Below are 22,279 nucleotides of genomic sequence, written 5' to 3'. Positions count from 1 at the left end.
AGACGTTGAGACGATATTTCAATACGCGGGGGAAAGAGTACGTGATGTTGTAAAAGACCGAATATCAAAATTCGTGGAAATTTCGTGTATTTTCGTGGGAGTAGATATTTTTATGTTATAAATCAACAAGTTAAAAAAAGACCGAATACGATTCCTATATTCGGTCTAGGGAAATGGCTCTTGGGAGAGAGCCGTGCGCTAAAAGTTGGCATTTTGTGCAGGGCTTGTTCAGCCATGCACTTTAAGAGTAGCTTACCGCGCTAGTTTTGCCAGCCTCGCACACGGGTGGTGACAGTTACGTTTTGAAATTAATTCCGCGCAATTTTTCAGCACCGATTAACCTCTGGCTAAACCATTGTGGAGCAAGCCATTAGTTCGCGCACAGCTTCTCGGCGCGCTCACGATATGGCTCTGTGCTCATTTTTTTTCCGGGATTGGCAGCGTCATCCAACAGGATCACGTCCAGCGGCTGGGCGCGCTGCTGCCCGGCTTTCACCTGAGCTTCTGCTGCGGCGTTAAGCGGGTATTGCATCAGCGTGCTGTTGTTCAGTACAAACAGCGCGCCGCCGCTGCGGCATTGCAACGTCACTTCTTCTTTGGTGAACGCCCACTGCTTGCCGTATTCCAGCTTGGTGATGTTAACCAGTTGGTCTGCCGCCAGCGCGCCGGTCGCGGTGGCCAGCAGCGTAATGCCAAATAATACCGATTTCATGTTATGGCCTTAAGGTTGCTATTTGATTCAATTTTCCCGCAGTTTAGGGGCATCCGGCAAGCCGCAATATTACACCGGCGCATAGGTTGCAAATAAACTGACCAGCAGCAGTACGCATGCGCCCAGCACAACCTCAATCCAGCAGGCCAGCACCAACCCGCGCTGTGCCAGCCTGGGTACGCTGCCCATCGCCGGTACGATAGCGTAACGGTTGGCCAGCGCCACCATGACCATCAGCGCCACCAGCGCAGTTTTGAACAACAACAGGCGTTGATATGGCGAAGCCACATCCAGCGGCCAGTTACCGAGAATAATCAAACTGTTAATTACGCCGGTCAAGATAACCAACGCCACCGCCAGGTGCCCCCAGTGCGAGAAACGTATCAAGGTGATCACCGCGTCGCTGCGCCACTGCGGTTGAGCAAGATAGCGCAGGCAGCTCAACAGCGGAAGCAGGCTGCCAAACCAGTAACCGGCGGCCAACAGGTGCAGCGCATGGTTAAAACGGTGCAGCGCGCCGAGTGCGCCCCCATGCATCGCCGCATGGCCGATAAACGCCATGCTGACCAATAGCAACGTGGAAAGCAGCGCCAAAAGCTGTGTGCGGCGTTGCTCCGGCAGCCACAAGCTCAACAATGCCAGCAGCGACATCCCCAAATGCCAGCGCCAGACCTCGCCAAAGGTGGTGCCCAGCACCGCCCACCAAACATCGGGTTGCCAGGTATCGGCCCAGCCATCCCCCATCTGCCCGGCCTGAATCGCCAGCAGCGCCACGGCAGAAAGCCCGGCAAGCCAGGTGCTGGAGACCAGCAGAGGACGCACATCACGAGAGAGATACGGGGAAAGGCGCTGCGGCGACAATAAGGCGGTGAACAGGCTGGTGCCAAACATCAGCATCACCGCCGCAAAGTGCACAAAGCGACACAGAACAAACAGGGCCGCCAGACTCATGGCTTAGTTGACGGTGAAACTGTACTGGCCTTTGGTTTTATGACCGTCGACCGAAACCACATGCCAGCTGACGTTATATTTGCCGGCAGCCAGATCGTCTTCGATAGGCAAATTGATCTGAGTGTTGTTGTTCGCGTCGAGCTGCAATTTACCGGTTTTCACTTTGGCATCGTTCGGGCCGGTAATTTTCACGCCGCTGAAGTTAGGCTCAATACCTTCGGAGAAATTGAGCGTCAGCACCTTCGGTGCCGGGCTGACGATGGCATCTTCCGCCGGCGTCTGCACTTTCAAATGGGCATGCGCCAGCGCCTGCTGCGAGGATAGCCCGACAAACAACACAAAAATAGTAGAAAGCAGGCGATACGAAGAACGAATTTTACCGATCACAGTGATATCCCTTAAAGCAATAATCGAGGGTGATAAGGGTTAAGGCCGGCAGCCGGAACCCACCGCAGATGATTGCGCCACGGGTAAACAGAAGAACGGGAATAACGGCTAACCCGCTGTTTTGACTCTCTACCCTCCCTGTAGCGTATCGTATTAAATGATAACGAGACTCGATCCGTAAGTCGAGCAGAACGCTGGCATTCTGCGATCTGGCAGCACGTATCGCTGCTAAACCGCGCTAAATGCAGGGTATAAAAAAACCGCGCACCAGGCAAAGCCCGACACGCGGTTATTCAGCGCAGATTTAGCCCTGGCCGTTGCCGTTTTCACCGGCTGCACCCATTTTCTTCAGATCTTTATCAATGAAGAACAGAGCCTTGCCGCTGTTGCCCACCAGCGCCAGTTTATCCAATACGGATTTGAACAGTTTCTCTTCTTCGTGCTGCTCAGCGACATACCACTGCAGGAAGTTGAAGGTAGAGTAGTCATGAGCGATCATTGCCGCGTGCGCCAGTTCGTTGATCTGGCGGGTAATCAGTTGCTCATGTTCGTAAGTCTGTTGGAACACGTCCGCAAGGGATTCGAACTCAACCGGCGGCGCGGCGATGGTGCCCAGCAGCGGCAGGGAGCCGGTATCGCTCAGATAATCGAACAGACGTTGCATGTGCTGCATCTCTTCCTGAGAATGCTCTTTAAGAAATGCGGCCGCGCCTTCAAAGCCTTTATCGCTGCACCATGCGCTCATTTGCAGGTACATGTTGGCGGAATAAAATTCCAGATTCAGTTGCTCATTCAGCTTTTTGGTCATTTCTTGCGTCAGCATCATTATCCCTTTTATTTTGCAGGTATCGATTTAATTTTTCCGCATTATGCCTTGGTAAGAACAAAATAAAAACACCTGATTCACATCATTAATCATTTAATTTTTAATTTATTAAAAATCAACATGTTAAATTGAATATTAATTATTCATTCAAATTATTATGATAACTATTTTCATCTGTATATTTACTAAAAAAGCGAATCATTCTTATTTAAGAAAACAAATAGATTGCATTATCTTCGGAATAATAAATAAGCGCTGATGGCTGGCATTATTCCCACCGCCCTGCTCTCCTTGCGCTTCAGGCTTGCCAAGCGCCGCCCGGTGCATTACCTTCTGCGCTGATCCAATGCGGTGACAGTAAGGAGAATACGGTGGGTTACAATCTGGCAGAGCTTTCCAAAGAAGATATGGACAAAGTGAACGTTGATCTCGCAGCTTCCGGCGTGGCGTTTAAAGAACGCTATAACATGCCGGTGATCCCAGAAATGGTTGAGCGCGAACAGCCGGCACACCTGCGCGACTATTTCCGCGAACGCGTGGCGTTCTATCGCGTCGAATCACACAAGTATTCGCGTCTGCCGTACGAGCCGAAATCCAAGTAAAAAACCCGCCGTCATGGCGGGTTTTGCATCACTTTGCGGCAAATCTGTCGGTGGCTAGCATCAGCTGATGCAGGATACCCGGTTCATCGAAGGAGTGCCCGGCACCCTCGACGATATGCAGCTCCGCCTCCGGCCAGACCTTCGCCAGATCCCAGGCGTTTTGCACCTGGCAAGCCATATCGTAGCGGCCATGGATGATCACCGCCGGGATATGGCGGATCAATGGAACGTTGGTCAGCAGTTGATCGTCGCTGTCCAGAAAACCCAGATGGGTAAAGTAGTGGTTTTCGATACGGGCGAACGCCAGCGCAAAGTCATCCTCACCAAAGGAAGCGGACTCGGTGCTTGGCAACAGCGTTACCGTCTCCCCTTCCCACACGCTCCACAGCTTCGCCGCTTCAAGCTGCACTTGCAGATCCTTTGAAGTCAGGCGCTGGCGGTAGGCCGCGATCACGTCCTTACGCTCTTCTTCTGAAAGAATCGACAGCACGCGCTCCCATTTCTCTGGGAAGAAGCGCGAAGCGCCGTCCTGGTAATACCAGCTCAGTTCCTGCTTACGCAACGTGAAGATGCCGCGCAACACCATTTCGCTAACGCGCTGCGGATGGGTTTGCGCATAGGCCAACGCCAACGTCGATCCCCATGAGCCGCCGAACACCAGCCATTGCTCCACGCCGGCCATTTCGCGCAGACGTTCAATGTCCTGCACCAGATGCCAGGTAGTGTTGTTGTCCAGGCTGGCATGCGGTTTGGAGCGTCCGCAGCCGCGCTGATCGAACAGCAACACCTTATAGCGCTGCGGATCGAACAGTTGGCGGTGATAGGAGGAGATCCCCCCGCCCGGTCCGCCATGAATAAAGACTGCCGGCTTACCCTTCGGGTTGCCGCTCAGCTCCCAGTAGATCCGGTGGCCATCCTCTGTGTCCAGCCAACCGCTGTCATACGCTGCTAACGGCGGGTACAAACCTCGTAATTGTTCCATGGCGCTTCCGTTTCTGTGGTCATACCCTCATAAAAGCCGAAGCGGCCCATCAGGTCAACGGTAAAACCTGAAAACTCCCACACTCCCCGGCAAGTTAGCGTGCGTTTGCTTAAAATGACCGCAAAATACCGGCCGGGTCAGCCCAAACGGGCATACCCAGCGCGCGAGTCAGCCTCTTTTGCGCAAGTGCGGCTCACGCATTTCCTGAGCGGTTTTCGCCTCGATGCCCAGTTCCGCCGTGGGTCGCAGTAGCAGACGCGGCAGGCCAATGGGCTCCCCGGTTTCAAGACAATAGCCGAACTCTCCGTTGTGAAGCCGCAACAACGCCGCAGCGATTTTCGGCAACAAGCGGCTTTCGCGATCCAACTGGCGGAACAGCAATCGCAGGTCTTCTTCACGCGCGGCTTTATCCGCTTCGTCGCCGGAGACTTCACCGCCGTCGATGTCACGTTTCAACGCATCGATGTGCAGCAGCAATTTTTGCTGCTCCTCCAGCAGGCGTTGGCGAAAAAACGCCTGCTGTGCCGGGTTCATATAATCAGACTCCGGCATGGCCAAGAGCTGCTGTGGGTTTAACAAGGAAACGACGGTCATTGCGCTCTCCGGTGATAATTTATTTGTTATATTATAACATATCAAACCAATTAAGCAGCCTTTCACAAAAAACAAAATACTCACGCTTAACAAGCGATTGACTAAAACATACGTTTTCATGCTTGCAACCAACCGGTGTAAGGTGGTTAATGGCTTAGCAAACCACCCACCCATAGGTAACTGAGAGGCCAACATGAGTAAGGGAATGGATAGCAAGAAAAATGCGAAGAAGAAGCCGTTGAAAACCCCTGCTGAGAAACGCGCAGGTAAACGCGCCAAAAAAGGGCAAACGTCCGGCGAGTAAGCGAACTTCTAACCGTAATTAAACCCGCCGAGGCGGGTTTTTTGTTGTCTTAAATTGCTCAAACCGCCCAACGGTTGGCACGGGCGCTACTGCCGGTTAAGCTAACGCTATGCAGTTGCCCCTGAGGAAACCATGATTTTACGCGTAATTGACACTGAAACCTGCGGGCTGGACGGCGGCGTGGTGGAAGTCGCCTCCGTTGACCTGATAGACGACCACATCGCCAATCCGATGAGCGATTTGGTCAGCCCCGATCGGCCCATCAGCATTGATGCGATGGCTATCCATCACATCACCGAACAGATGGTCGAGGGTAAGCCGCGTATCGCGGTGGCGATCGGCCGCTATCTGGGTAGCCCTTACTATGTGGCGCACAACGCAGCGTTTGATCGCGGCGTGCTGCCGGAAATGCGCGGTGCCTGGATATGCACCATGAAGCTGGCGCGCACCCTTTACCCGGACATCAAATACGGCAACCAGTATCTGCGCTATGCGTTGAATCTGGAGGTGCAACTGCCGCAAGACACCACGCTGTACCCGCACCGGGCGCTGTACGATTGCTACGTAACCGCTGCGCTGCTGCAACGCATCGTCAAGGATTCAGGGTGGACGCCGGAACAAATGGCGCAAATCACCGAACAGCCAGTGCTGCTGAAGAAATTCAAATTCGGCAAATATCGTGGGCAGGAAATTGATCGCATTGCGCAGGAAGATCCCGGCTATCTGCGCTGGATGTTGAAGTCCATCGAGGATCTCAGCCCGGACATGAAGCATACGTTGAAATACTATCTGATCGGCTAAAAAAGCGGGCGGCAATCGCCGCCCGCCTGCAAATTACTCCGCCAACGCCAGAATAAAGGCGTATTCCAGCGCAATGTCCTCATAGGCTTTGAAACGCCCGGACTTGCCGCCGTGGCCGGAATCCATATCGGTATACAGCAGCAGCTGACGATCGTCGGTTTTCAACTCGCGCAGCTTCGCCACCCACTTGGCCGGTTCCCAGTACTGCACCTGCGAATCGTGCAGCCCGGTGGTCACCAGCATGTGCGGGTAATCTTGCGCCTTGACCTGATCATATGGGCTGTATTGCTTGATGTAGTCGTAATACGCCGGCTCGTTCGGGTTGCCCCATTCGTCGTATTCGCCGGTGGTCAGCGGAATAGACTCATCCAGCATGGTGGTGACCACGTCGACAAACGGCACCTGCGCCACGATGCCGTTAAACAGCTGCGGCGCCTGATTGATCACCGCCCCCATCAACAGGCCGCCGGCGCTGCCGCCCATGGCGAAGACGCGTTTGGCGTCGCCATAGCCCTGCGCGATCAGCGTTTCGGTCACGTCGATAAAATCGTTGAAAGTATTTTGCTTCTTGAACAGCTTGCCGTCCTCATACCACAGCTGCCCCAGCTCGCCGCCACCGCGAATGTGCGCCAGGACGAAGACAAAACCGCGATCCAGCAGGCTCAAACGGCTGGCGCTGAAGGCCGGATCCATGCTGCTGCCGTAAGAGCCGTAGCCATAAACCATCAACGGATTGCTGCCCCGGATAAAGCGATCCTGGCGGTAAACCAGCGAGACCGGCACCTCGACGCCATCCCGCGCTTTCACCCATACCCGCTCGCTGCGGTAATTTTCCGGTGTGAAGTTTTTCACTTCCTGCTGCTTGAGCATCACGCGCTCGCCGCTGTCGAGATTAAGCTCATACAGCGTGGTCGGGGTGGTCATCGAAGAGTAGCCGTAGCGCAGCAGTTCGGTTTCCGGCTCAGGATTGTAGGCCAGCCAGGTGGTATAGGTCGGATCGTCAAAAGCGATGCGTTTCACTTCGCCGCTCTGCCAGTGGATCTGGCGCAGCTGAGTCAGACCTTCGCTGCGTTCTTCCACCACCAGCCAGTCACGGAACAGGCTGAAGCCTTCAAGCATCACCTCGATACGCGGAGCGATAAGCTCCTGCCACAGCGCTTCATCCGCCTGCTCGCTCTGATACAGGCCGAAGTTCTTGCCGTCCTTGTTGGAACGGATATAGAAATGCTGATGGTAGTGATCGATGCCGTATTCATGATCCTTGCGGCGCGGCACAAACATCTGCGGCGTGCTGTCGGCGCGATCGGCGTCCAACAGCAAAATCTCCGAGGTGGTGGTGCTGCTCAGGTGGATCAGGATAAAGCGTTCGGAGGTGGTTTTTTCCAGCCCGACGTAGAAGGTGTCGTCCAGCTCTTCGTAGATCAATTGGTCGTGCTGCGGATCTGTGCCCACCACGTGGCGGTACACCTGATAGGGCAGCAGCGTTTTGGCATGTTTGCGCACGTAATAAACGGTGGCAGAGTCGTTCGCCCATTCGAAACTGCCGGAGGTATTTTCCAGCACTTCGTCGGCCCAACTGTCGTCGTTCAAATTTTTAAAGCGAATGTCATACTGGCGGCGTGACAGGAAATCCTCCGCTACCGCCAGTTTCTGGTTGTCGGGGCTGACTTCCAAACCGCCCAGAGTGTAAAACTCGCGTTTTTCAGCGCGCTGATTGCCGTCGATCAGCGTATCCCAGCGTTCACTTTCCGCCTGTGGCTGACGAACATAAATCGCGTATTCGTTGCCCGGCTCGAAACGGGTCTGATAACGGTAACCGTGCCTGACATAAGGCACCGAGTGCTCCTGCTGGGGGATCCGCGCCACCATCTCTTCATACAGCGTCTCACGCAACGCCTGCTGCGGTTTCAGCATCGCATCGGTAAAGGCGTTTTCCGCCTGCAGATAGTCCAGCACTTGAGGGTCTGCGCGCTCGTCGTCGCGCAGCCAATAGTAGTCATCCACGCGCGTATCGCCGTGGGTGGTGATGGGATAAGGTCGTTTTTCTGCCTTAGGGGGTGTCATCATTGCTAAATCATCCGCTTACCTTGATTAAAGCAAGAGTGACACGATTCCCCCCAGCTTGCCAAGCGGCGCTACGCCAGCTCGCGTTTTTTCTCGTTGACGTCGTTTTCAATGCCCTGCTTGACGTCCGCAGGGATCTTCAACGACTGCGCCAGCGCATCGAGATAGCCGCGTTCCATAAAGTGATCGACGTCGATCACCATGCAGCTCAGGTAATACACCTCAAGCGCCTCGTCTTCGTTTTTCACGCTCTGGGCGATCAGATCCGGGTTTAAGGGTTGGTCGATCGCCTCCTGTACCCATTTTTGCGCCTCCTCACCCACCTGCAGTTGTTCCAGGCTGTGGTCGATGGCGCGTTTTTCTTCCGCATCGATATGGCCGTCGCTCTTGGCGGCAAACACCAGCGCCTGCACCAACCGTTTGGCGCGCAGATCCACCGGCGTAGTTTGCAAGCCAAACTGCGGTTCGTCCTGATGGGTTTCTTTCACCCGCTGCTTGTATTTATTCCACAACACCGCGCCAACGGCCGCGCTGCCGCCGATAATCAAGGCATTTTTACCGAACTTGCCCACCAGCTTGCGCGAAGATTTGTTCGCCAGCAAAACGCCCACCAGGCCCCCCAACGCGGTCGGGGCCAGCAGTTTGCCAATGCCTTCCGCCCCACCGATGGAACCGGCCTTTTGCCCAATCATCGATTGAATCTGCTGCATCCAGTTATTTTTCATGCTCTACCCTTTTCGTGAGGAAACGAGGCGCGCAGGCACGGAAAAGCCAACCGCCGATGAACCGTCAGATTAGGGGATTTTTTGTCAACTTACGTATGGGGGATGAAAACCTGTGTTTAGCGCAGAGAAAACGATGACGGGCCACGCAAGCCCGTCATTTTTAGTGCTTCAGCCTTCTTCGCCCGGCTGTTCTTCGTCCTGCTCATATTCCGCCAGTTCGTCACGCATCGCCTGAATCGACTCACGGGCCAGCAGCGCCAGGGTACGGTAAAAACCGGTGGTGGCGTGCGCTTCCACTTTACCGAGGAAACGGCCGCACCAAGGCAGCAGGTATTCGTCAAACAGGGTGATTTGCGCCTGCACTTCGTCTTCCTGCGATTGATCTTCCAGCCAGGAGGCAGCCAGCAGCAGAGAGCCGAAGTGATCGGCCGGCGTTTCGCCAAGCGGCATGCCGCGTTGCTGCAGGAAAGTGCGGACTTCCGCCTCCGTTGCTCCTTCCACATAAGCGGAACGGAACGGCGACACGCTGCATTCGCTGCCGACAAACATCGCATTGAAATCGGCGGACAGCAGGTTTACATCGCACCCCTGCTGCAAGCGCACAAGCAGTTCTTCCTGCTCCAGCGGCCAGTGTTGCTGCAGCTTACCTTCTTTAATCAGCGTGAACAGCGGCACCAACAACGGATCTTGCGGCTGACGGTAAAACAGCGTACCCAGCACGCGGCAAACAACGGAAAACTCATTCATGATAATGCCTTATACAATACGGAAAATTTGCCGGGACGATGTCACAAATCGGCTAATTCCGCAATCGCCGGCTTGCCGCGCCGTTCGAGAAAGTCCAGCAGGCGCCGTGGGCTGACGTTGAGGATCCGTTCCTGCGGGAATTCCACTTCAGCGATGATGCGTTCACAGTGCTCGAAGCCACCGAGTGAGAAAGCGATATGTGAATCCGACCCCAGCGCCAACCAACCGCCGGCATCACGCACCGCGGCGGCAATCGCCCGGCAATTGTCCTCGCTGCCCTTGCGTGAATGGGTGAATGACGAGTTATTCAGCTCCAGCGCCACTTCATACTTTGCGGCCGCTGCGGCGACCGCCGCGATGTCGATCGGATACCTTGGGTTGCCGGGATGGCTGATAATGTGCACATCCCCTTGCGCCATCGCGGCGATCATCGCTTCGGTATTGGCCGCCTTGTCCTGCGGCGCAAACACCGGCTCGTGGAAACCGGCGATAATCACGTCGACTTCGTTCAACATCGGCCCGGTGCAGTCGATATCGCCCTGCAGATTTTTGATGTTGGCCTCGATACCGCGCAGGATCCCTACGCCATCCACCAGGCGCGGCCAGACGCGCATGTTCATAAAGTGCCAGTAATGCGGCGCATCGGCCATATCCGGGCCATGATCGGTGATGGCGAACAGTTTGATGCCCTTTTGATGGGCTTCGACGATGTAATCATGCAGCGTGCTGTAGGCGTGGGTGCTGGCAACGGTGTGCATATGCAAATCAACAGGGTACATTATTTCTCCTTCTGGCGGCCTGCCAAAGGGACGGGGGCAGACCGGGTTTCTTATTAGCTTAGCAGGTGAGTCACCGAAAGGTCAGTAGCCAAGTTGCACATCCACCACCCCTGCCGGCGTTTGCCCGGCCTCTAGAGTGCGGATGTTGGCGGCTATCTGGTCCATCGCCTGTTCCGGCAAGGTGATGGCAGCAATATGCGGGGTAATGGTGACACGCGGATGACGCCAGAACGGATGTGCCTGCGGCAGCGGCTCGTTGACGAACACATCCAAGGTGGCGGCGGCAATCTGCCCCTGATCCAGCGCCTGCAAGAGATCGTCCTCAACCAGATGCGCGCCGCGGGCGATGTTGATCAGATAGGATCCCGGCACCAAATGCGCGAACAAATGGCGATTGAGGATACCGGCGGTTTCCGGCGTGTTGGGCAGCAAGTTGATCAGCAACCGAGTGCCCTCGATAAACGCAGTGCGCTGCTCTGCGCCGGCAAAACTCTCCACGCCATCGATCTGCTTGGGGCTGCGGCTCCAGCAACGTACGTTAAAACCGAACTCCACCAGCTTTTGCGCCACGCTTTTCCCCAGAACGCCTGCCCCGAGAATGCCAATGGTGAAATTATCCTGTTGATGGGGATCGAGCGGCTGCCATTTTTGCTGCTGTTGCAGCAAGTGATACTCGTCGAAACGACGAAAGTAACGCAGCACGTAGCTCAACGCATATTCCTGCATCTGCTGCGCCATGCCCGTGTCCTCCAGGCGCAGCAGCGGGACGCCCGCCGGCAGCGTGCCGGGATGTTGGCGCTCTTGCTCGAGAATGGCATCGACGCCCGCCCCCAGGGCGAACACCCCTTTCAGTTGCCGGCGGTTAGCCAGCATCTCCTGCGGCGGACGCCATGCCAGCGCATAATCCGCCGGGCGATCGTCGCCGGGTTGCCATTCGCGAACGTTGGCCTGCGGCAGACGCTGTTTGATGCCTGCCAACCAATCCTGGGCGTTAAATAAAGGGTGGTAATAAATGATGTTCATCAGTCAGACTCCGTCTGTTTTTTATGCATTTTCATCCAGATTTCCGCGATTCGCCGACAGATGCAAGCGCTAAAGCCAAAAACGCAAACAGCCCCGACCAGTGGGGCTGTTTTTTATCCTGCAGGGATCTCAAGCGGCGACGGGGGCGTCGTGCCTTATCAACCGGCGCAACAGCGGGATCAGGATCAACATCACCACGCCAACACCCGCCGCCCCCCAGCCCAGCGCACTGAATATTTCGCTGTAGCCGGGGTTGGTCAGCGCCGGAGTGCTGCCGCTGTTTTCCGGCATCAGGCCGGAGACATAGCCCGCCAACACCGAAGCGACGCCGGTAACCATCATCCAGCAGCCCATCATGACGCCCTGATAACGCGGTGGCGCCAGCTTGCCGATCATCGCGTAGCCGATCGGGGAAATCATCAGTTCGCCAATGCTCTGCAGTATGTAGCTGATTGCGATCCATTTAAACGCCACCAGCCCGTCGCCGCCGGCCAGGCTGATGCCCAACGGCAACACCAGCATGCCCAAACCGATGCAAAACAACGAGCCGGAGAATTGCAACGGGATATCGATATTACAACCACGGGCTCGCAAGCGGTTAAACCACCAGGCCATCAGCGGCCCGCCCACGACGATCACCAGCGTATTGATATTCTGGATCCACTGCGGAGCGACCTGAATACCGTAGACGTTCAGGTTGATATTGTGCTCGGAAAACAGCATCAGCCCCATAGGCGCCAACTGGTACAACGCCCAGAATACTAATGAGCCCAGCGCCAGAATCAGATAGGCCGCCATGCGGCGGCGCTCTGTACGCGGGTGGTGACGCAGTGTGACCACGCACAGCATCAGGAAAATCAGTACGCCGAGGCCAATCACAAAGTGGCCGCTGAATTCCGCATGGGTCAGCATCACCCGGATAATGGGCACCAGCGCCACCAATACTGCCAGCCCGACCAGCATACGCCAACGGTATTGCGCGCGGCTGGCGTCATGCAACGGCGTGTTGAGATCGGCCAGAATGCGCCAACGGCTGACGGCGACGATAATCGCCGCCGCATTGCCCAGCGTGGCGAACAGGAACAGCGCGCGATAATTTTCGCTCAACTGGAAATAGCCGGCCACGGTAAAACCGACAAAGAAACCGAGGTTCATCCCGGCGTAGTTCCACAAAAACGCCGATTCGCGCCGATCGTCATCCGGCTTGAAGCGCTGGGTGAGCATCATATTGATGCAGGTGACGTTCAGCCCGCTACCGGTCAGGAACATCGCCAGTCCCCAGTACAGGCCCCAAACGCCCGCCACGGCAATCAGCGCGCAGCCGATCACCTGCAGCAACATACCTAGTACGAACAGGTTGCGGTTACTCAGAAAGCGTCCGCCCAGGTAACCGCCAAACATATGCAGCCCATAGTTGAAGGCGCCGAACACGCCCATCATGGCGTTTGCACTGCCCTCGCTGAAGCCCAGGCGTTTGGTGGCGTAGAGCACCAACGTGGAGTACAGCACGGCAAAACCCAACGTGGCGAAGATTTGGATAAAAAACAGTGCCCCGGCGCCCGGGGGGATGGCGTGACGCTGATGCGCCGCCGGCATGGAGTCCGATGGAGTCAAAGTGAACCTCTGCAGCATGGTGCCCGTCGTATTTCAAGCCGCAGCGCCACTGGCTGCCCGTTGAAATTCGTCGAGTCCGTTATTTTAATTGATCAATCCCTGTCTTCGTTATCACCGGCGTACGGCCCGGCAACCGGCGCGGCGGTGTGATATTCCTTGCCAAATCCTCCGCGTCAGCAGCGATCTATTTAGCGACACATATGACTAATAATCCAGTATTAATGCATATAACAGCACAGTGTAATACTTCATTGCTGGTATATTGAGCTAATGTATACCAATACACTCAAACATTAGTCTGCGAGATAATTTAGTGCCGTTACTGTCCCTCGGGTACACATTGGACAGCAGTTTATCGCTCGGGAAATCAGCAAATTGCTGCAACTTTAGCTAAACAGTCATTGTTATGTCACAAGAGGGTTGACGCTGGGATCAGATTCTCCTACATTAGCGCCCGTCGACAGCGCAATGCGTTAGCGATGCTACAAAACGGTGAGGTGTCTGAGTGGCTGAAGGAGCACGCCTGGAAAGTGTGTATACGCGTAAGTGTATCGAGGGTTCGAACCCCTCTCTCACCGCCATTTTCTAAAGAGAAAGCCTGAACGCAAGTTCAGGCTTTTTTTTGTCTGCAATACAGGGAAAATGCCGGCAAGTCTAAGGATCCACAGGGTTCGCCGCAGTTTTCGACAAACTGAGCAGCACGTGAGCGGACGCGCCGAAACGCAGAAATTCTGCTTGACCGGTTCGCCCCCACTCCCTATAGTAGCGCCCCGTTGCACCAGAGAGTACGCAACGAAAAAATACGGTGAGGTGTCTGAGTGGCTGAAGGAGCACGCCTGGAAAGTGTGTATACGCGTAAGTGTATCGAGGGTTCGAACCCCTCCCTCACCGCCATATTTTAAAGAGAAAGCCTGAACGCAAGTTCAGGCTTTTTTTGTCTGCAATCCGCCTCAGTGTGCGCGACTAGCGGCGATATGCGGCTGCATCACGGCGCGGCGCCAGTCGCCCGGAGTCTGGCCGAATTGCCGTTTAAAACTGCGATTGAAGGATTGCTGCGAGTCAAAGCCCAGTGATATCGCCACGCTGACGATAGGCTCGCCGCTGTTGGCCAGGCGCTCTGCGGAAACCTTCAGTTTCTGCATGCGGATATACTCCCCCAACGCGTAGCCGGTCTGGCGTTTGAACATACGCTGCAGGTGCCATTTGGAATATCCCGCGCGGTCCGCCACGGTATTGATATCCAGCTTCTCTTCCAGATTGTTGTCAATCCACTCAATCAAATCAGTAATAAAACCCGTGCTGTTCATGCTGACGCTCCCATGACATTGGCAGGTAAGTCCGCTGCCCGATGTCACTACGTTGCAGCAGTTTCGCATTAAATGCAATTTTTATTATTGCATTTATCCGATAGGCGCTTCTATAATCCACCCTGTTAATGTAACCGATATTAATACATTAATGTGACAACAATGTGTTTCAAAAACTAACGTTGTGCCGATGAACGACACAACCGCTCTGCCGCCGGTCACAGGCCAGGGACGTTACCCGGATAACAGGGCCGGGTGTATGGCCTGACCGCGCTCACCCATGGAATAAAAATAATGCCAAGCCAGCCAAACTCATTGTTTAACGCTCACAGCATCGGTTTCAGCGCGCGCCTTTCAGCGGTAGCGCTGCTGGTCGCCCTGCTTGCTGGGTGCGACAACAGCGTCGCTCAAAATGCAGCTCCTCCGCCACCGGCCGTTAGCGCCGCTAACGTGGTAATAAAACCCATCAGCCAGTGGGATGCCTTTAACGGCCGGATCGAAGCGGTGCAAAGCGTTCAGCTACGCCCACGGGTTTCCGGCTATATCGATAAGGTGAATTACACCGAAGGCGATGAGGTTAAAAAAGGCCAGGTGCTGTTCACCATCGACGATCGCACCTACCGCGCCGCCCGCGAACAGGCGCAAGCCGAGCTGGTGCGGGCACGTAATCAGGCGGCATTGGCCCGCAGTGAATCCAGCCGTACCGAGAAACTGATCGGCACCCAGGCGATCTCGACCGAGGTATGGGAACAGCGCCGCTCCTCCGCCGCACAGGCGCAGAGCAACGTGCTGGCGGCTCAGGCCCAGCTCGATATCGCACAGCTGAATCTCGATTTTACCCGAGTGACCGCCCCGATCGACGGGCGTGCCAGCCGCGCCATGATCACCGCAGGTAACCTTGTCACCACCGGGGACGGCGCCAGTGTGCTCACTACGCTGGTGTCGCTCGATAAGGTCTATGTTTATTTCGACGTCGATGAAGCCACTTTCCTGCGTTACCAGAACATGGCGCGCGATGGCCAACGCAGCCAGGATCCGCAGGCGAAATTACCGGTCAAGGTCGCCCTGGTGGGTGAAGAGGGGTATCCGCATCAGGGCGTCGTCGATTTCACCGATAACCAGCTGAATGCCGGCACCGGTACCATTCGCATGCGCGCCCAGCTCAAAAATCACGAGCGCCGTTTCACTCCTGGGCTGTTTGCGCGGGTACAGATGCCCGGCAGCGCCGAGTTCAACGCCATGCTGATCGACGATAAATCGGTGATGACCGATCAGGACCGCAAATTCGTTTATGTCGTCGACAAGGACGGCAAGGCGCAGCGGCGCGATATCGAAGTGGGCCGCGTGGCGGATGGATTGCGCATCGTGCAGAAAGGCCTGTCGGCGGGCGATCGGGTGATCGTCGACGGCATGCAGAAAGTGTTTATGTCAGGGATGCCGGTCAATGCGAAAACCGTCGTGATGGCAGCCAACGCTCCCGTTTCCGCAGTCAACTAAGCCACCAGCAGAGAACCCTGACCCATGGATTTTTCCCGCTTTTTCATCGACCGGCCGATCTTTGCCGCGGTGCTGTCGATCCTGATTTTCGTCGGTGGCGTTATTGCGATCCCGCTATTGCCGATCAGCGAATACCCCGACGTGGTGCCCCCAAGCGTGCAAGTGCGCGCCCAATACCCAGGCGCCAACCCGAAAGAGATTGCCGAAACGGTGGCTACGCCGCTGGAAGAGGCAATCAACGGCGTCGAACACATGATGTACATGAAATCGGTGGCCGGCTCTGACGGCGTGCTGGTAACCACCGTGACCTTCCGCCCGGGTACCGATCCCGACCAGGCGCAGGTGCAGGTGCAAAACCGCGTGGCGCAAGCCGAGGCGCGTCTGCCTGAAGACGTGCGCCGACAAGGGGTAACCACGCAGAAGCAATCCCCAGCCCTGACGCTGGTGGTGCATCTGGTTTCCCCTTCCGGTAAATACGATTCACTGTATCTGCGTAACTACGCCACCCTGAAGGTCAAAGATGAGCTGGCCCGCCTGCCGGGCGTCGGCCAGGTGCAGATTTTCGGCGCCGGCGAATATGCCATGCGCGTCTGGCTGGATCCGAATAAGGTCGCCTCGCGCGGGCTGACCGCCTCTGACGTGGTCACCGCCATGCAGGAGCAGAACGTGCAGGTGTCCGCCGGCCAACTGGGCGCAGAGCCGATGCCGAACCGCAGCGATTATCTGCTTTCCATTAACGCCCAGGGCCGCCTGCAAACCGAGGAAGAGTTCGGCAATATTATCCTCAAGAGCGGCGACAACGGCGAGATAGTGCGTCTGCGCGACGTGGCGCGCATTGAAATGGGGTCCGGCAGCTATGCGTTGCGCGCCCAGCTCAATAATAAGGATGCCGTCGGGATCGGTATCTTCCAGGCGCCAGGCGCTAACGCCATCGAGCTGTCCGATGCGGTACGGGCCAAAATGGCCGAACTGTCGACCCGCTTCCCGGATGGCATGAGCTGGAAATCGCCATACGACCCAACGGTGTTCGTCCGCGATTCGATCCGCGCGGTGGTAGATACCCTGCTCGAAGCGGTGCTGCTGGTGGTGCTGGTAGTCATCCTGTTCCTGCAAACCTGGCGCGCCTCGATCATCCCGCTGCTGGCGGTGCCTATTTCCATCGTCGGTACCTTCGCCGCGCTATACCTGCTGGGCTTCTCGCTCAATACGCTTAGTCTATTCGGGCTGGTGCTGGCGATCGGTATCGTGGTCGATGACGCCATCGTGGTAGTGGAAAACGTCGAACGTAATATCGAGGAAGGTTTATCGCCGCTGGCGGCGGCGCACCAGGCGATGCGCGAAGTGTCCGGGCCGATCATCGCCATCGCGGTGGTGCTGTGCGCGGTGTTCGTGCCGATGGCATTTTTGTCCGGCGTCACCGGCCAGTTTTATAAGCAGTTCGCCGTCACCATCGCCATTTCGACCGTGATTTCGGCCATCAACTCGCTGACCCTGTCGCCGGCGCTGGCGGCATTGCTGCTGAAACCGCACGGCGCGCCGAAGGACATGCCATCACGCCTGATCGACCGGCTGTTCGGTTGGCTGTTCCGCCCGTTCAACCGCTTCTTTGCCAGCAGCTCACAGCGTTATCAGCGCGGGGTTTCCCGTGCGCTCGGCAAGCGCGGCGCGGTGTTCGTGGTGTACGTGCTGTTATTGTGCGCCGCGGGCGTAATGTTTAAAACCGTGCCAGGCGGATTTATCCCGACGCAGGATAAGCTTTACCTGATTGGCGGGGTGAAAATGCCGGAGGGTGCGTCGCTGGAGCGTACCGATGCGGTGATCCGTAAAATGAGCGCCATCGGTCTGAGCGTCGACGGGGTGACGGACGCGGTAGCCTTCCCGGGGCTGAATGCATTGCAATTTACCAATACGCCCAATACCGGCACCGTGTTCTTCGCGCTTGAATCTTTAAGCACCCGCACCCGTAGCGCGGCGCAGATCAACGCCGAGATCAATGCACGCATCTCGCAGATCCAGGAAGGGTTCGCCTTCTCGATCATGCCGCCGCCAATCCTCGGTATCGGACAGGGTTCCGGTTATTCGCTGTATGTCCAGGATCGTGCCGGTCTCGGATATGGCGCACTGCAAACCGCGATCAATACCCTGTCGGGCAGCATCATGCAAACGCCGGGCATGAGTTTCCCGATCTCGTCTTATCAGGCCAACGTGCCGCAGCTGGAAGCGAAAATCGACCGCGACAAGGCCAAGGCGCAGGGCGTGCCGCTCAACGCGCTGTTCGGCACGCTGCAGACTTATTTGGGTTCGTCTTACATCAATGACTTCAACCGCTATGGCCGCACCTGGCAAGTCATCGCGCAGGCCGACGGCCAATTCCGCGACAGCGTGGAGGATATCGCCAACCTGCGCACTCGCAACGACAAGGGTGAAATGGTGCCGATTGGCAGCATGGTCAACATCAGTACCACCTACGGGCCAGACCCGGTGATCCGTTATAACGGCTTCCCGGCGGCGGACCTGATTGGCGATGCCGATCCGCGCATTCTGTCGTCTACGCAGGCCATGAGCGAACTGACGGCGATGGCCGCCAAGCTGTTGCCGAACGGCATGAACATCCAGTGGACCGATCTGAGCTACCAGCAGTCGACCCAGGGCAATGCGGCGATTATCGTGTTCCCGGTAGCGGTGCTGCTGGCGTTCCTGGCGCTGGCCGCGCTGTATGAAAGCTGGACGCTGCCACTGGCGGTGATCCTCATCGTACCGATGACCATGCTGTCGGCGCTGTTTGGCGTCTGGCTGACCGGCGGTGACAACAACGTGTTCGTGCAGGTGGGGCTGGTGGTGTTGATGGGGCTGGCCTGTAAGAACGCCATTTTGATCGTCGAGTTCGCCCGTGAGCTTGAGTTGCAGGGCAAAGGCATTATGGAGGCGGCATTGGAAGCTTGCCGCCTGCGGTTACGGCCGATCGTAATGACCTCCATCGCCTTTATTGCCGGTACTATCCCGTTGATTCTGGGCCACGGCGCCGGTGCCGAAGTGCGTGGAGTGACCGGTATCACGGTGTTTGCCGGCATGCTGGGCGTGACGTTGTTCGGGTTATTCCTGACGCCGGTGTTCTACGTCACCCTGCGCCGTATGGTGACACGTAAAGCACAGCAGCAACCGGCATAAAAGTTCGCCTGCCGCAACGGCAGGCATAAAAAAGGTCGGGCTCAGCCCGACCTTTTTCTTCGCATCAACACCGCAGATTATTTATCCGCAGCCTCCGCGAGTTTCGCCGTTTCCGCCACGTACTCCGCGCAGCTACGCTTATCGCCACGCTCCAGTTCGGCCAACGCATCCGCAACCGTATGGCGCTCCAGCACCGCCAGCGATGCCTCTTCCGCCTCATTCACTACCGACTTGAAATACCAGCAGGCATTGGCGCTGACCAGACAACGCGCAGGCCCTTCCGGCCGCGCAGCCCAGATGCGCTTATCGTCAATGACGGACAAATAGATATCGCGCAAGGTGATCTCTTCCACTGGACGGCCAAGGTGAATCGAGCCATTACGGCCCAGAGTGGAAACGATAATGCCATTTTTGGTCAAGGGCACCATCAGCTTGCGGATGAAACTGGGGTTGGCTTCCAGACCGGCGGCAAGGATCGCGCTGGTCGAACGCAAGCCCTGCTTTTCAGCCAAGGCTACGCTAAGTACCATTTGCAATGCTGTCGGAAAGCGGAAATCTAGCATGTCTTTATCTCTGTCTCCAGGAGACCAAAATCTCAGGCTTGGCCGGTGTGGCATCGCGCCATAACACCCACTCAATTGCACAATAATATAACAAATATTGCCGCATTATTGAAGTTATGCCCTGGGAAATCGCACGGATACATTAGCGTAAAAGATGCCGTTGGTGCCGACTCGACGTAAAGCGGCGGCGGAATAAAACAGAAACCCGCGTCAATATTAATGCCGCTCGCTTAACTGCGTTAAACGATCAGAACTAACACTGTCCGCGGGTTTAATTCTTAAACTGTGATCAGGCTTTATTCAGCACCAGTTGGCCGCTTTTATCCAGCGGGATCTGGGTGCCGGGATCGTGATCCATACGGATCTTGCCCTGCTGATTGCCAATCTTGTAGGTCACATCGTAACCCAGCATTTTCTGTGATTTGTCGTAAACCGTTTTGCAACGCTGTTGTGTGCTGGTGGTGGTATCGTTACTTTGCATTGCCCCCTGCACCTGATTGCCGGCATAACCGCCGCCCAACGCGCCAACCACTGTCGCAACGTCACGACCGCGACCACCGCCAAACTGATGACCAATCACGCCACCGGCTACCGCACCCAACACGGAACCGGCAATGCGGTTTTCATCCTGCACGGGCGCACGGTGAGTGACGGTCACATTGCGGCATTCCTGACGCGGGGTTTTGATGGTTTCTTTGATCGGCGTGGCAGCGAGCACCTGCGCAAATTGCGGACCAGAAGAAAACACATCCATGCTGGCAACCGCGGCAATACCCAGAGCGGCTGCAACACCAATCCCAACACCGGCTAACATTGACTTGTTCACAGGAAATCCTCCTGAAAGTGTTACCACGCATTTGTACCGGGAACGCTACCGACATTGCGTCGCGCTTATTATTTTGCGCATGGGCGGCAAAGGGTATCCCGGTTTACGGCGTGCGCGATGCGCCGTCTGTAAACGAGGTAAAGTCTGCACAATGTTCCAGATCCCCGCAATAAGACAATGTGACCAAAGATGCTGGAAACCCCGCTTCTCACCGGTGTTTAGGAGGAATCTTAAGAATTTTACCCATGCCGACGAAATTTTGTGCTGGCCATTAACCCCGCAACCACCGATGCTGCCTGTGCGCCGGCATAAAAAAACCCACGCGGGCGAACCGGCGTGGGTGAGTCGATAACTGCGGCTGTCAGTGCATTTTCAAACGCGGGCGGATCACCCGGTTGATGCCGCCAACCAGCATCATCAGGCCGGTTTTGATGTAGCCATGCAGTGCGACCTGATGCATGCGGTACAGCGAGATATAGACGAAGCGCGCGATGCGCCCTTCTATCATCATCGAACCGCGCATCAGGTTACCCATCAGGCTACCGACGGTGCTGAAGCGGGACAGCGAGACCAGAGAACCGTGGTCTTTATACACGTACGGCTTCAACGTCTGGCCGCTCATCAACGCCAGAATGTTGGTGAAGCAGCGTGACGCCATCTGGTGGGCCGATTGGGCGCGTGGCGGTACAAAACCACCGCCTTCTTTCGGGCAGGAGGCGCAGTCGCCGATGGCGAAAATGTTCGGATCACGCGTGGTCTGCAGCGTCGGCTCCACCACCAGTTGATTAATGCGGTTGGTTTCCAGTCCGGCGATGTCCTTCATAAAGTCCGGTGCCTTGATGCCGGCAGCCCATACCATCAGATCGGCATCGATAAATTCGCCGCCCTTGGTATTCAGGCCCTTGGCATCCGCACTGGTGACCATGGTGTTGGTCAGTACGCGCACGCCCAGTTTGTTCAGTTCCTGGTGCGCAGCGGCGGAAATACGCGGCGGCAACGCAGGCAGAATGCGCTCGCCCGCCTCGACCAGAGTCACGTTCAACGCGCTGTTGTCCAGGCCTTCGAAACCATAGCTGTGCAGCTGTTTCACCGCATTGTGCAGCTCGGCGGACAGTTCCACGCCAGTGGCACCGCCGCCGACGATGGCGATGTTCACCCGATCTTTCTGCCCCGGTTGCGCCGAGAATTTCAGGAACAGGTTCAGCATTTCATTGTGGAAACGGCGTGCCTGATGCGGATTATCCAGGAAGATGCAGTGATCTTTTACGCCTGCGGTGCCGAAATCGTTCGAGGTACTGCCCAGCGCCATGACCAGAATGTCATAAGACAACTCGCGCTCTGGCACCAGTTCTTCACCCTGCTCGTCGCAGATTTGCGCCAACTGCAGCGTTTGCGTTTCACGGTTAATGTTGGTCAGCGATCCCAGCTGGAAGCTGAAATTGTGATTACGTGCATGCGCCAGGTAGCTCAGCGCGTCCACGCCGTCATCAAGGGAACCGGTTGCTACTTCATGCAGCAAGGGTTTCCACAGATGGCTGTGGTTACGGTCCACCAGCGTGATCTCGGCTTTGTGCTTGCGGCCGAGCTTATGGCCCAGACTGGTCGCCAGTTCCAGGCCACCGGCGCCACCGCCGACAATAACGATTTTTTTCTTTGGCGTTGTCAAAATAACCCCCTAAATGTGAACCAATTGTTATCCAAGGGTAAATAAATAATATCCTTAGATTACATAGGGTTCGCGTAAAATAAACCTGCTATCTAAAGCCAGAATAGCATGTGAGGTTATTTGGTCATACCAAAATTGATG

20 protein-coding genes and 2 tRNA genes are annotated in these 22,279 nt (G+C 56.1%); 6 read left to right on the top strand and 16 right to left on the bottom strand.

The genetic code is table 11. The annotated features are described in order from the left end of the window. Positions 1-370: 370 nt before the first annotated feature. The 4 genes from SERAS12_RS09550 to ftnA form a co-directional block, all read right to left on the bottom strand. Positions 371-712 (bottom strand): YebY family protein, encoded by a 342-nt coding sequence (locus tag SERAS12_RS09550; RefSeq protein ID WP_013812467.1) that lies wholly within the window; start codon positions 710-712, stop codon positions 371-373. A gap of 69 nt (positions 713-781) precedes the next feature. After that, positions 782-1,663, bottom strand: a complete 882-nt coding sequence (gene copD / locus SERAS12_RS09545) for a copper homeostasis membrane protein CopD (protein ID WP_013812466.1) — start codon at positions 1,661-1,663, stop codon at positions 782-784. Positions 1,664-1,666: 3 nt separating this feature from the next. Then, complete coding sequence (gene yobA / locus SERAS12_RS09540) at positions 1,667-2,050, bottom strand: CopC domain-containing protein YobA (protein WP_013812465.1); 384 nt, start codon at positions 2,048-2,050, stop codon at positions 1,667-1,669. A 304-nt stretch (positions 2,051-2,354) separates the two neighbouring features. Further along, positions 2,355-2,873, bottom strand: coding sequence for a non-heme ferritin (gene ftnA / locus SERAS12_RS09535; RefSeq protein WP_013815088.1), 519 nt, complete (start codon positions 2,871-2,873; stop codon positions 2,355-2,357). Between the two features lie 374 nt (positions 2,874-3,247). Between ftnA and SERAS12_RS09530 the strand changes: the two genes are divergently transcribed. Next, on the top strand, positions 3,248-3,478 hold the full coding sequence (locus SERAS12_RS09530) for a DNA polymerase III subunit theta (protein WP_013812464.1): 231 nt from the start codon (positions 3,248-3,250) through the stop codon (positions 3,476-3,478). A gap of 28 nt (positions 3,479-3,506) precedes the next feature. Here the strand turns inward: SERAS12_RS09530 and pip are convergent, their stop codons facing one another. Both pip and SERAS12_RS09520 read right to left on the bottom strand, forming a co-directional pair. After that, complete coding sequence (gene pip / locus SERAS12_RS09525) at positions 3,507-4,460, bottom strand: prolyl aminopeptidase (protein ID WP_013812463.1); 954 nt, start codon at positions 4,458-4,460, stop codon at positions 3,507-3,509. Between the two features lie 168 nt (positions 4,461-4,628). After that, a complete protein-coding gene (locus SERAS12_RS09520; RefSeq protein WP_013812462.1) occupies positions 4,629-5,054 on the bottom strand; it encodes a TraR/DksA C4-type zinc finger protein in 426 nt (141 codons plus the stop codon). Between the two features lie 436 nt (positions 5,055-5,490). Here SERAS12_RS09520 and exoX point away from each other — a divergent pair, with 436 nt between their 5' ends. After that, positions 5,491-6,159 carry an exodeoxyribonuclease X gene (exoX, locus tag SERAS12_RS09515; RefSeq protein WP_004943107.1) on the top strand — a complete coding sequence of 223 codons (669 nt, stop codon included), beginning with the start codon at positions 5,491-5,493 and terminating at the stop codon, positions 6,157-6,159. Between the two features lie 33 nt (positions 6,160-6,192). Here exoX and SERAS12_RS09510 read toward each other — a convergent pair whose 3' ends face one another. The 6 genes from SERAS12_RS09510 to SERAS12_RS09485 form a co-directional block, all read right to left on the bottom strand. Further along, a complete protein-coding gene (locus SERAS12_RS09510; protein WP_013812461.1) occupies positions 6,193-8,226 on the bottom strand; it encodes a S9 family peptidase in 2,034 nt (677 codons plus the stop codon). 68 nt (positions 8,227-8,294) lie between these two features. Beyond that, entirely contained in the window at positions 8,295-8,948 is a 654-nt protein-coding gene (locus SERAS12_RS09505; RefSeq protein WP_013812460.1) for a tellurite resistance TerB family protein, read from the bottom strand. Positions 8,949-9,116: 168 nt separating this feature from the next. Beyond that, positions 9,117-9,695: a molecular chaperone gene (locus tag SERAS12_RS09500; protein ID WP_013812459.1), complete on the bottom strand. Its 579-nt coding sequence runs from the start codon at positions 9,693-9,695 to the stop codon at positions 9,117-9,119. A gap of 41 nt (positions 9,696-9,736) precedes the next feature. After that, the gene (locus SERAS12_RS09495; protein WP_004943097.1) at positions 9,737-10,474 is read right to left on the bottom strand and encodes a phosphatase; all 738 of its coding nucleotides are present in this window, start codon (positions 10,472-10,474) and stop codon (positions 9,737-9,739) included. Between the two features lie 81 nt (positions 10,475-10,555). Next, positions 10,556-11,497, bottom strand: a complete 942-nt coding sequence (gene ghrA / locus SERAS12_RS09490; RefSeq protein ID WP_013812458.1) for a glyoxylate/hydroxypyruvate reductase GhrA — start codon at positions 11,495-11,497, stop codon at positions 10,556-10,558. Positions 11,498-11,626: 129 nt separating this feature from the next. Beyond that, a complete protein-coding gene (locus SERAS12_RS09485) occupies positions 11,627-13,093 on the bottom strand; it encodes a peptide MFS transporter (protein WP_013812457.1) in 1,467 nt (488 codons plus the stop codon). A 509-nt stretch (positions 13,094-13,602) separates the two neighbouring features. Between SERAS12_RS09485 and SERAS12_RS09480 the strand changes: the two genes are divergently transcribed. Further along, positions 13,603-13,692: transfer RNA gene (locus SERAS12_RS09480), tRNA-Ser, on the top strand. Positions 13,693-13,915: 223 nt separating this feature from the next. After that, positions 13,916-14,005: transfer RNA gene (locus tag SERAS12_RS09475), tRNA-Ser, on the top strand. Between the two features lie 56 nt (positions 14,006-14,061). Here SERAS12_RS09475 and SERAS12_RS09470 read toward each other — a convergent pair. Beyond that, positions 14,062-14,418 carry a helix-turn-helix domain-containing protein gene (locus SERAS12_RS09470; protein ID WP_006324729.1) on the bottom strand — a complete coding sequence of 119 codons (357 nt, stop codon included), beginning with the start codon at positions 14,416-14,418 and terminating at the stop codon, positions 14,062-14,064. Between the two features lie 294 nt (positions 14,419-14,712). On the opposite strand from SERAS12_RS09470, the gene SERAS12_RS09465 reads away from it, so the two are divergent. Together SERAS12_RS09465 and sdeB are read left to right on the top strand one after the other, a co-directional pair. Continuing rightward, positions 14,713-15,915 (top strand): efflux RND transporter periplasmic adaptor subunit, encoded by a 1,203-nt coding sequence (locus SERAS12_RS09465; RefSeq protein ID WP_013812456.1) that lies wholly within the window; start codon positions 14,713-14,715, stop codon positions 15,913-15,915. A 24-nt stretch (positions 15,916-15,939) separates the two neighbouring features. Further along, the gene (gene sdeB / locus SERAS12_RS09460) at positions 15,940-19,083 is read left to right on the top strand and encodes a multidrug efflux RND transporter permease subunit SdeB (RefSeq protein WP_013812455.1); all 3,144 of its coding nucleotides are present in this window, start codon (positions 15,940-15,942) and stop codon (positions 19,081-19,083) included. 77 nt (positions 19,084-19,160) lie between these two features. Here the strand turns inward: sdeB and SERAS12_RS09455 are convergent, their stop codons facing one another. The 3 genes from SERAS12_RS09455 to SERAS12_RS09445 form a co-directional block, all read right to left on the bottom strand. After that, a complete protein-coding gene (locus SERAS12_RS09455; protein ID WP_006322456.1) occupies positions 19,161-19,646 on the bottom strand; it encodes an Rrf2 family transcriptional regulator in 486 nt (161 codons plus the stop codon). A gap of 289 nt (positions 19,647-19,935) precedes the next feature. Next, complete coding sequence (locus SERAS12_RS09450; RefSeq protein WP_006324726.1) at positions 19,936-20,472, bottom strand: glycine zipper 2TM domain-containing protein; 537 nt, start codon at positions 20,470-20,472, stop codon at positions 19,936-19,938. A 361-nt stretch (positions 20,473-20,833) separates the two neighbouring features. Beyond that, on the bottom strand, positions 20,834-22,138 hold the full coding sequence (locus SERAS12_RS09445) for an NAD(P)/FAD-dependent oxidoreductase (RefSeq protein WP_013812454.1): 1,305 nt from the start codon (positions 22,136-22,138) through the stop codon (positions 20,834-20,836). Positions 22,139-22,279 lie beyond the last annotated feature (141 nt).

This window comes from Serratia sp. AS12, assembly GCF_000214195.1.
Lineage (GTDB): Bacteria > Pseudomonadota > Gammaproteobacteria > Enterobacterales > Enterobacteriaceae > Serratia > Serratia plymuthica.
The sequence above is the reverse complement of the archived record's forward strand: the minus strand, read 5'-3'. Positions and strand labels throughout refer to the sequence as shown.

Coding starts and splice junctions, on each gene's coding strand:
- copD (WP_013812466.1), bottom strand. CDS start 1,663: ATGAGTCTGGCGGCCCTGTTTGTTCTGTGTCGCTTTGTGCACTTTGCG.
- SERAS12_RS09455 (WP_006322456.1), bottom strand. CDS start 19,646: ATGCTAGATTTCCGCTTTCCGACAGCATTGCAAATGGTACTTAGCGTA.
- ftnA (WP_013815088.1), bottom strand. CDS start 2,873: ATGCTGACGCAAGAAATGACCAAAAAGCTGAATGAGCAACTGAATCTG.
- SERAS12_RS09485 (WP_013812457.1), bottom strand. CDS start 13,093: ATGCCGGCGGCGCATCAGCGTCACGCCATCCCCCCGGGCGCCGGGGCA.
- sdeB (WP_013812455.1), top strand. CDS start 15,940: ATGGATTTTTCCCGCTTTTTCATCGACCGGCCGATCTTTGCCGCGGTG.
- SERAS12_RS09550 (WP_013812467.1), bottom strand. CDS start 712: ATGAAATCGGTATTATTTGGCATTACGCTGCTGGCCACCGCGACCGGC.
- SERAS12_RS09520 (WP_013812462.1), bottom strand. CDS start 5,054: ATGACCGTCGTTTCCTTGTTAAACCCACAGCAGCTCTTGGCCATGCCG.
- SERAS12_RS09510 (WP_013812461.1), bottom strand. CDS start 8,226: ATGATGACACCCCCTAAGGCAGAAAAACGACCTTATCCCATCACCACC.
- exoX (WP_004943107.1), top strand. CDS start 5,491: ATGATTTTACGCGTAATTGACACTGAAACCTGCGGGCTGGACGGCGGC.
- SERAS12_RS09465 (WP_013812456.1), top strand. CDS start 14,713: ATGCCAAGCCAGCCAAACTCATTGTTTAACGCTCACAGCATCGGTTTC.
- SERAS12_RS09470 (WP_006324729.1), bottom strand. CDS start 14,418: ATGAACAGCACGGGTTTTATTACTGATTTGATTGAGTGGATTGACAAC.
- SERAS12_RS09495 (WP_004943097.1), bottom strand. CDS start 10,474: ATGTACCCTGTTGATTTGCATATGCACACCGTTGCCAGCACCCACGCC.
- SERAS12_RS09500 (WP_013812459.1), bottom strand. CDS start 9,695: ATGAATGAGTTTTCCGTTGTTTGCCGCGTGCTGGGTACGCTGTTTTAC.
- pip (WP_013812463.1), bottom strand. CDS start 4,460: ATGGAACAATTACGAGGTTTGTACCCGCCGTTAGCAGCGTATGACAGC.
- ghrA (WP_013812458.1), bottom strand. CDS start 11,497: ATGAACATCATTTATTACCACCCTTTATTTAACGCCCAGGATTGGTTG.
- SERAS12_RS09505 (WP_013812460.1), bottom strand. CDS start 8,948: ATGAAAAATAACTGGATGCAGCAGATTCAATCGATGATTGGGCAAAAG.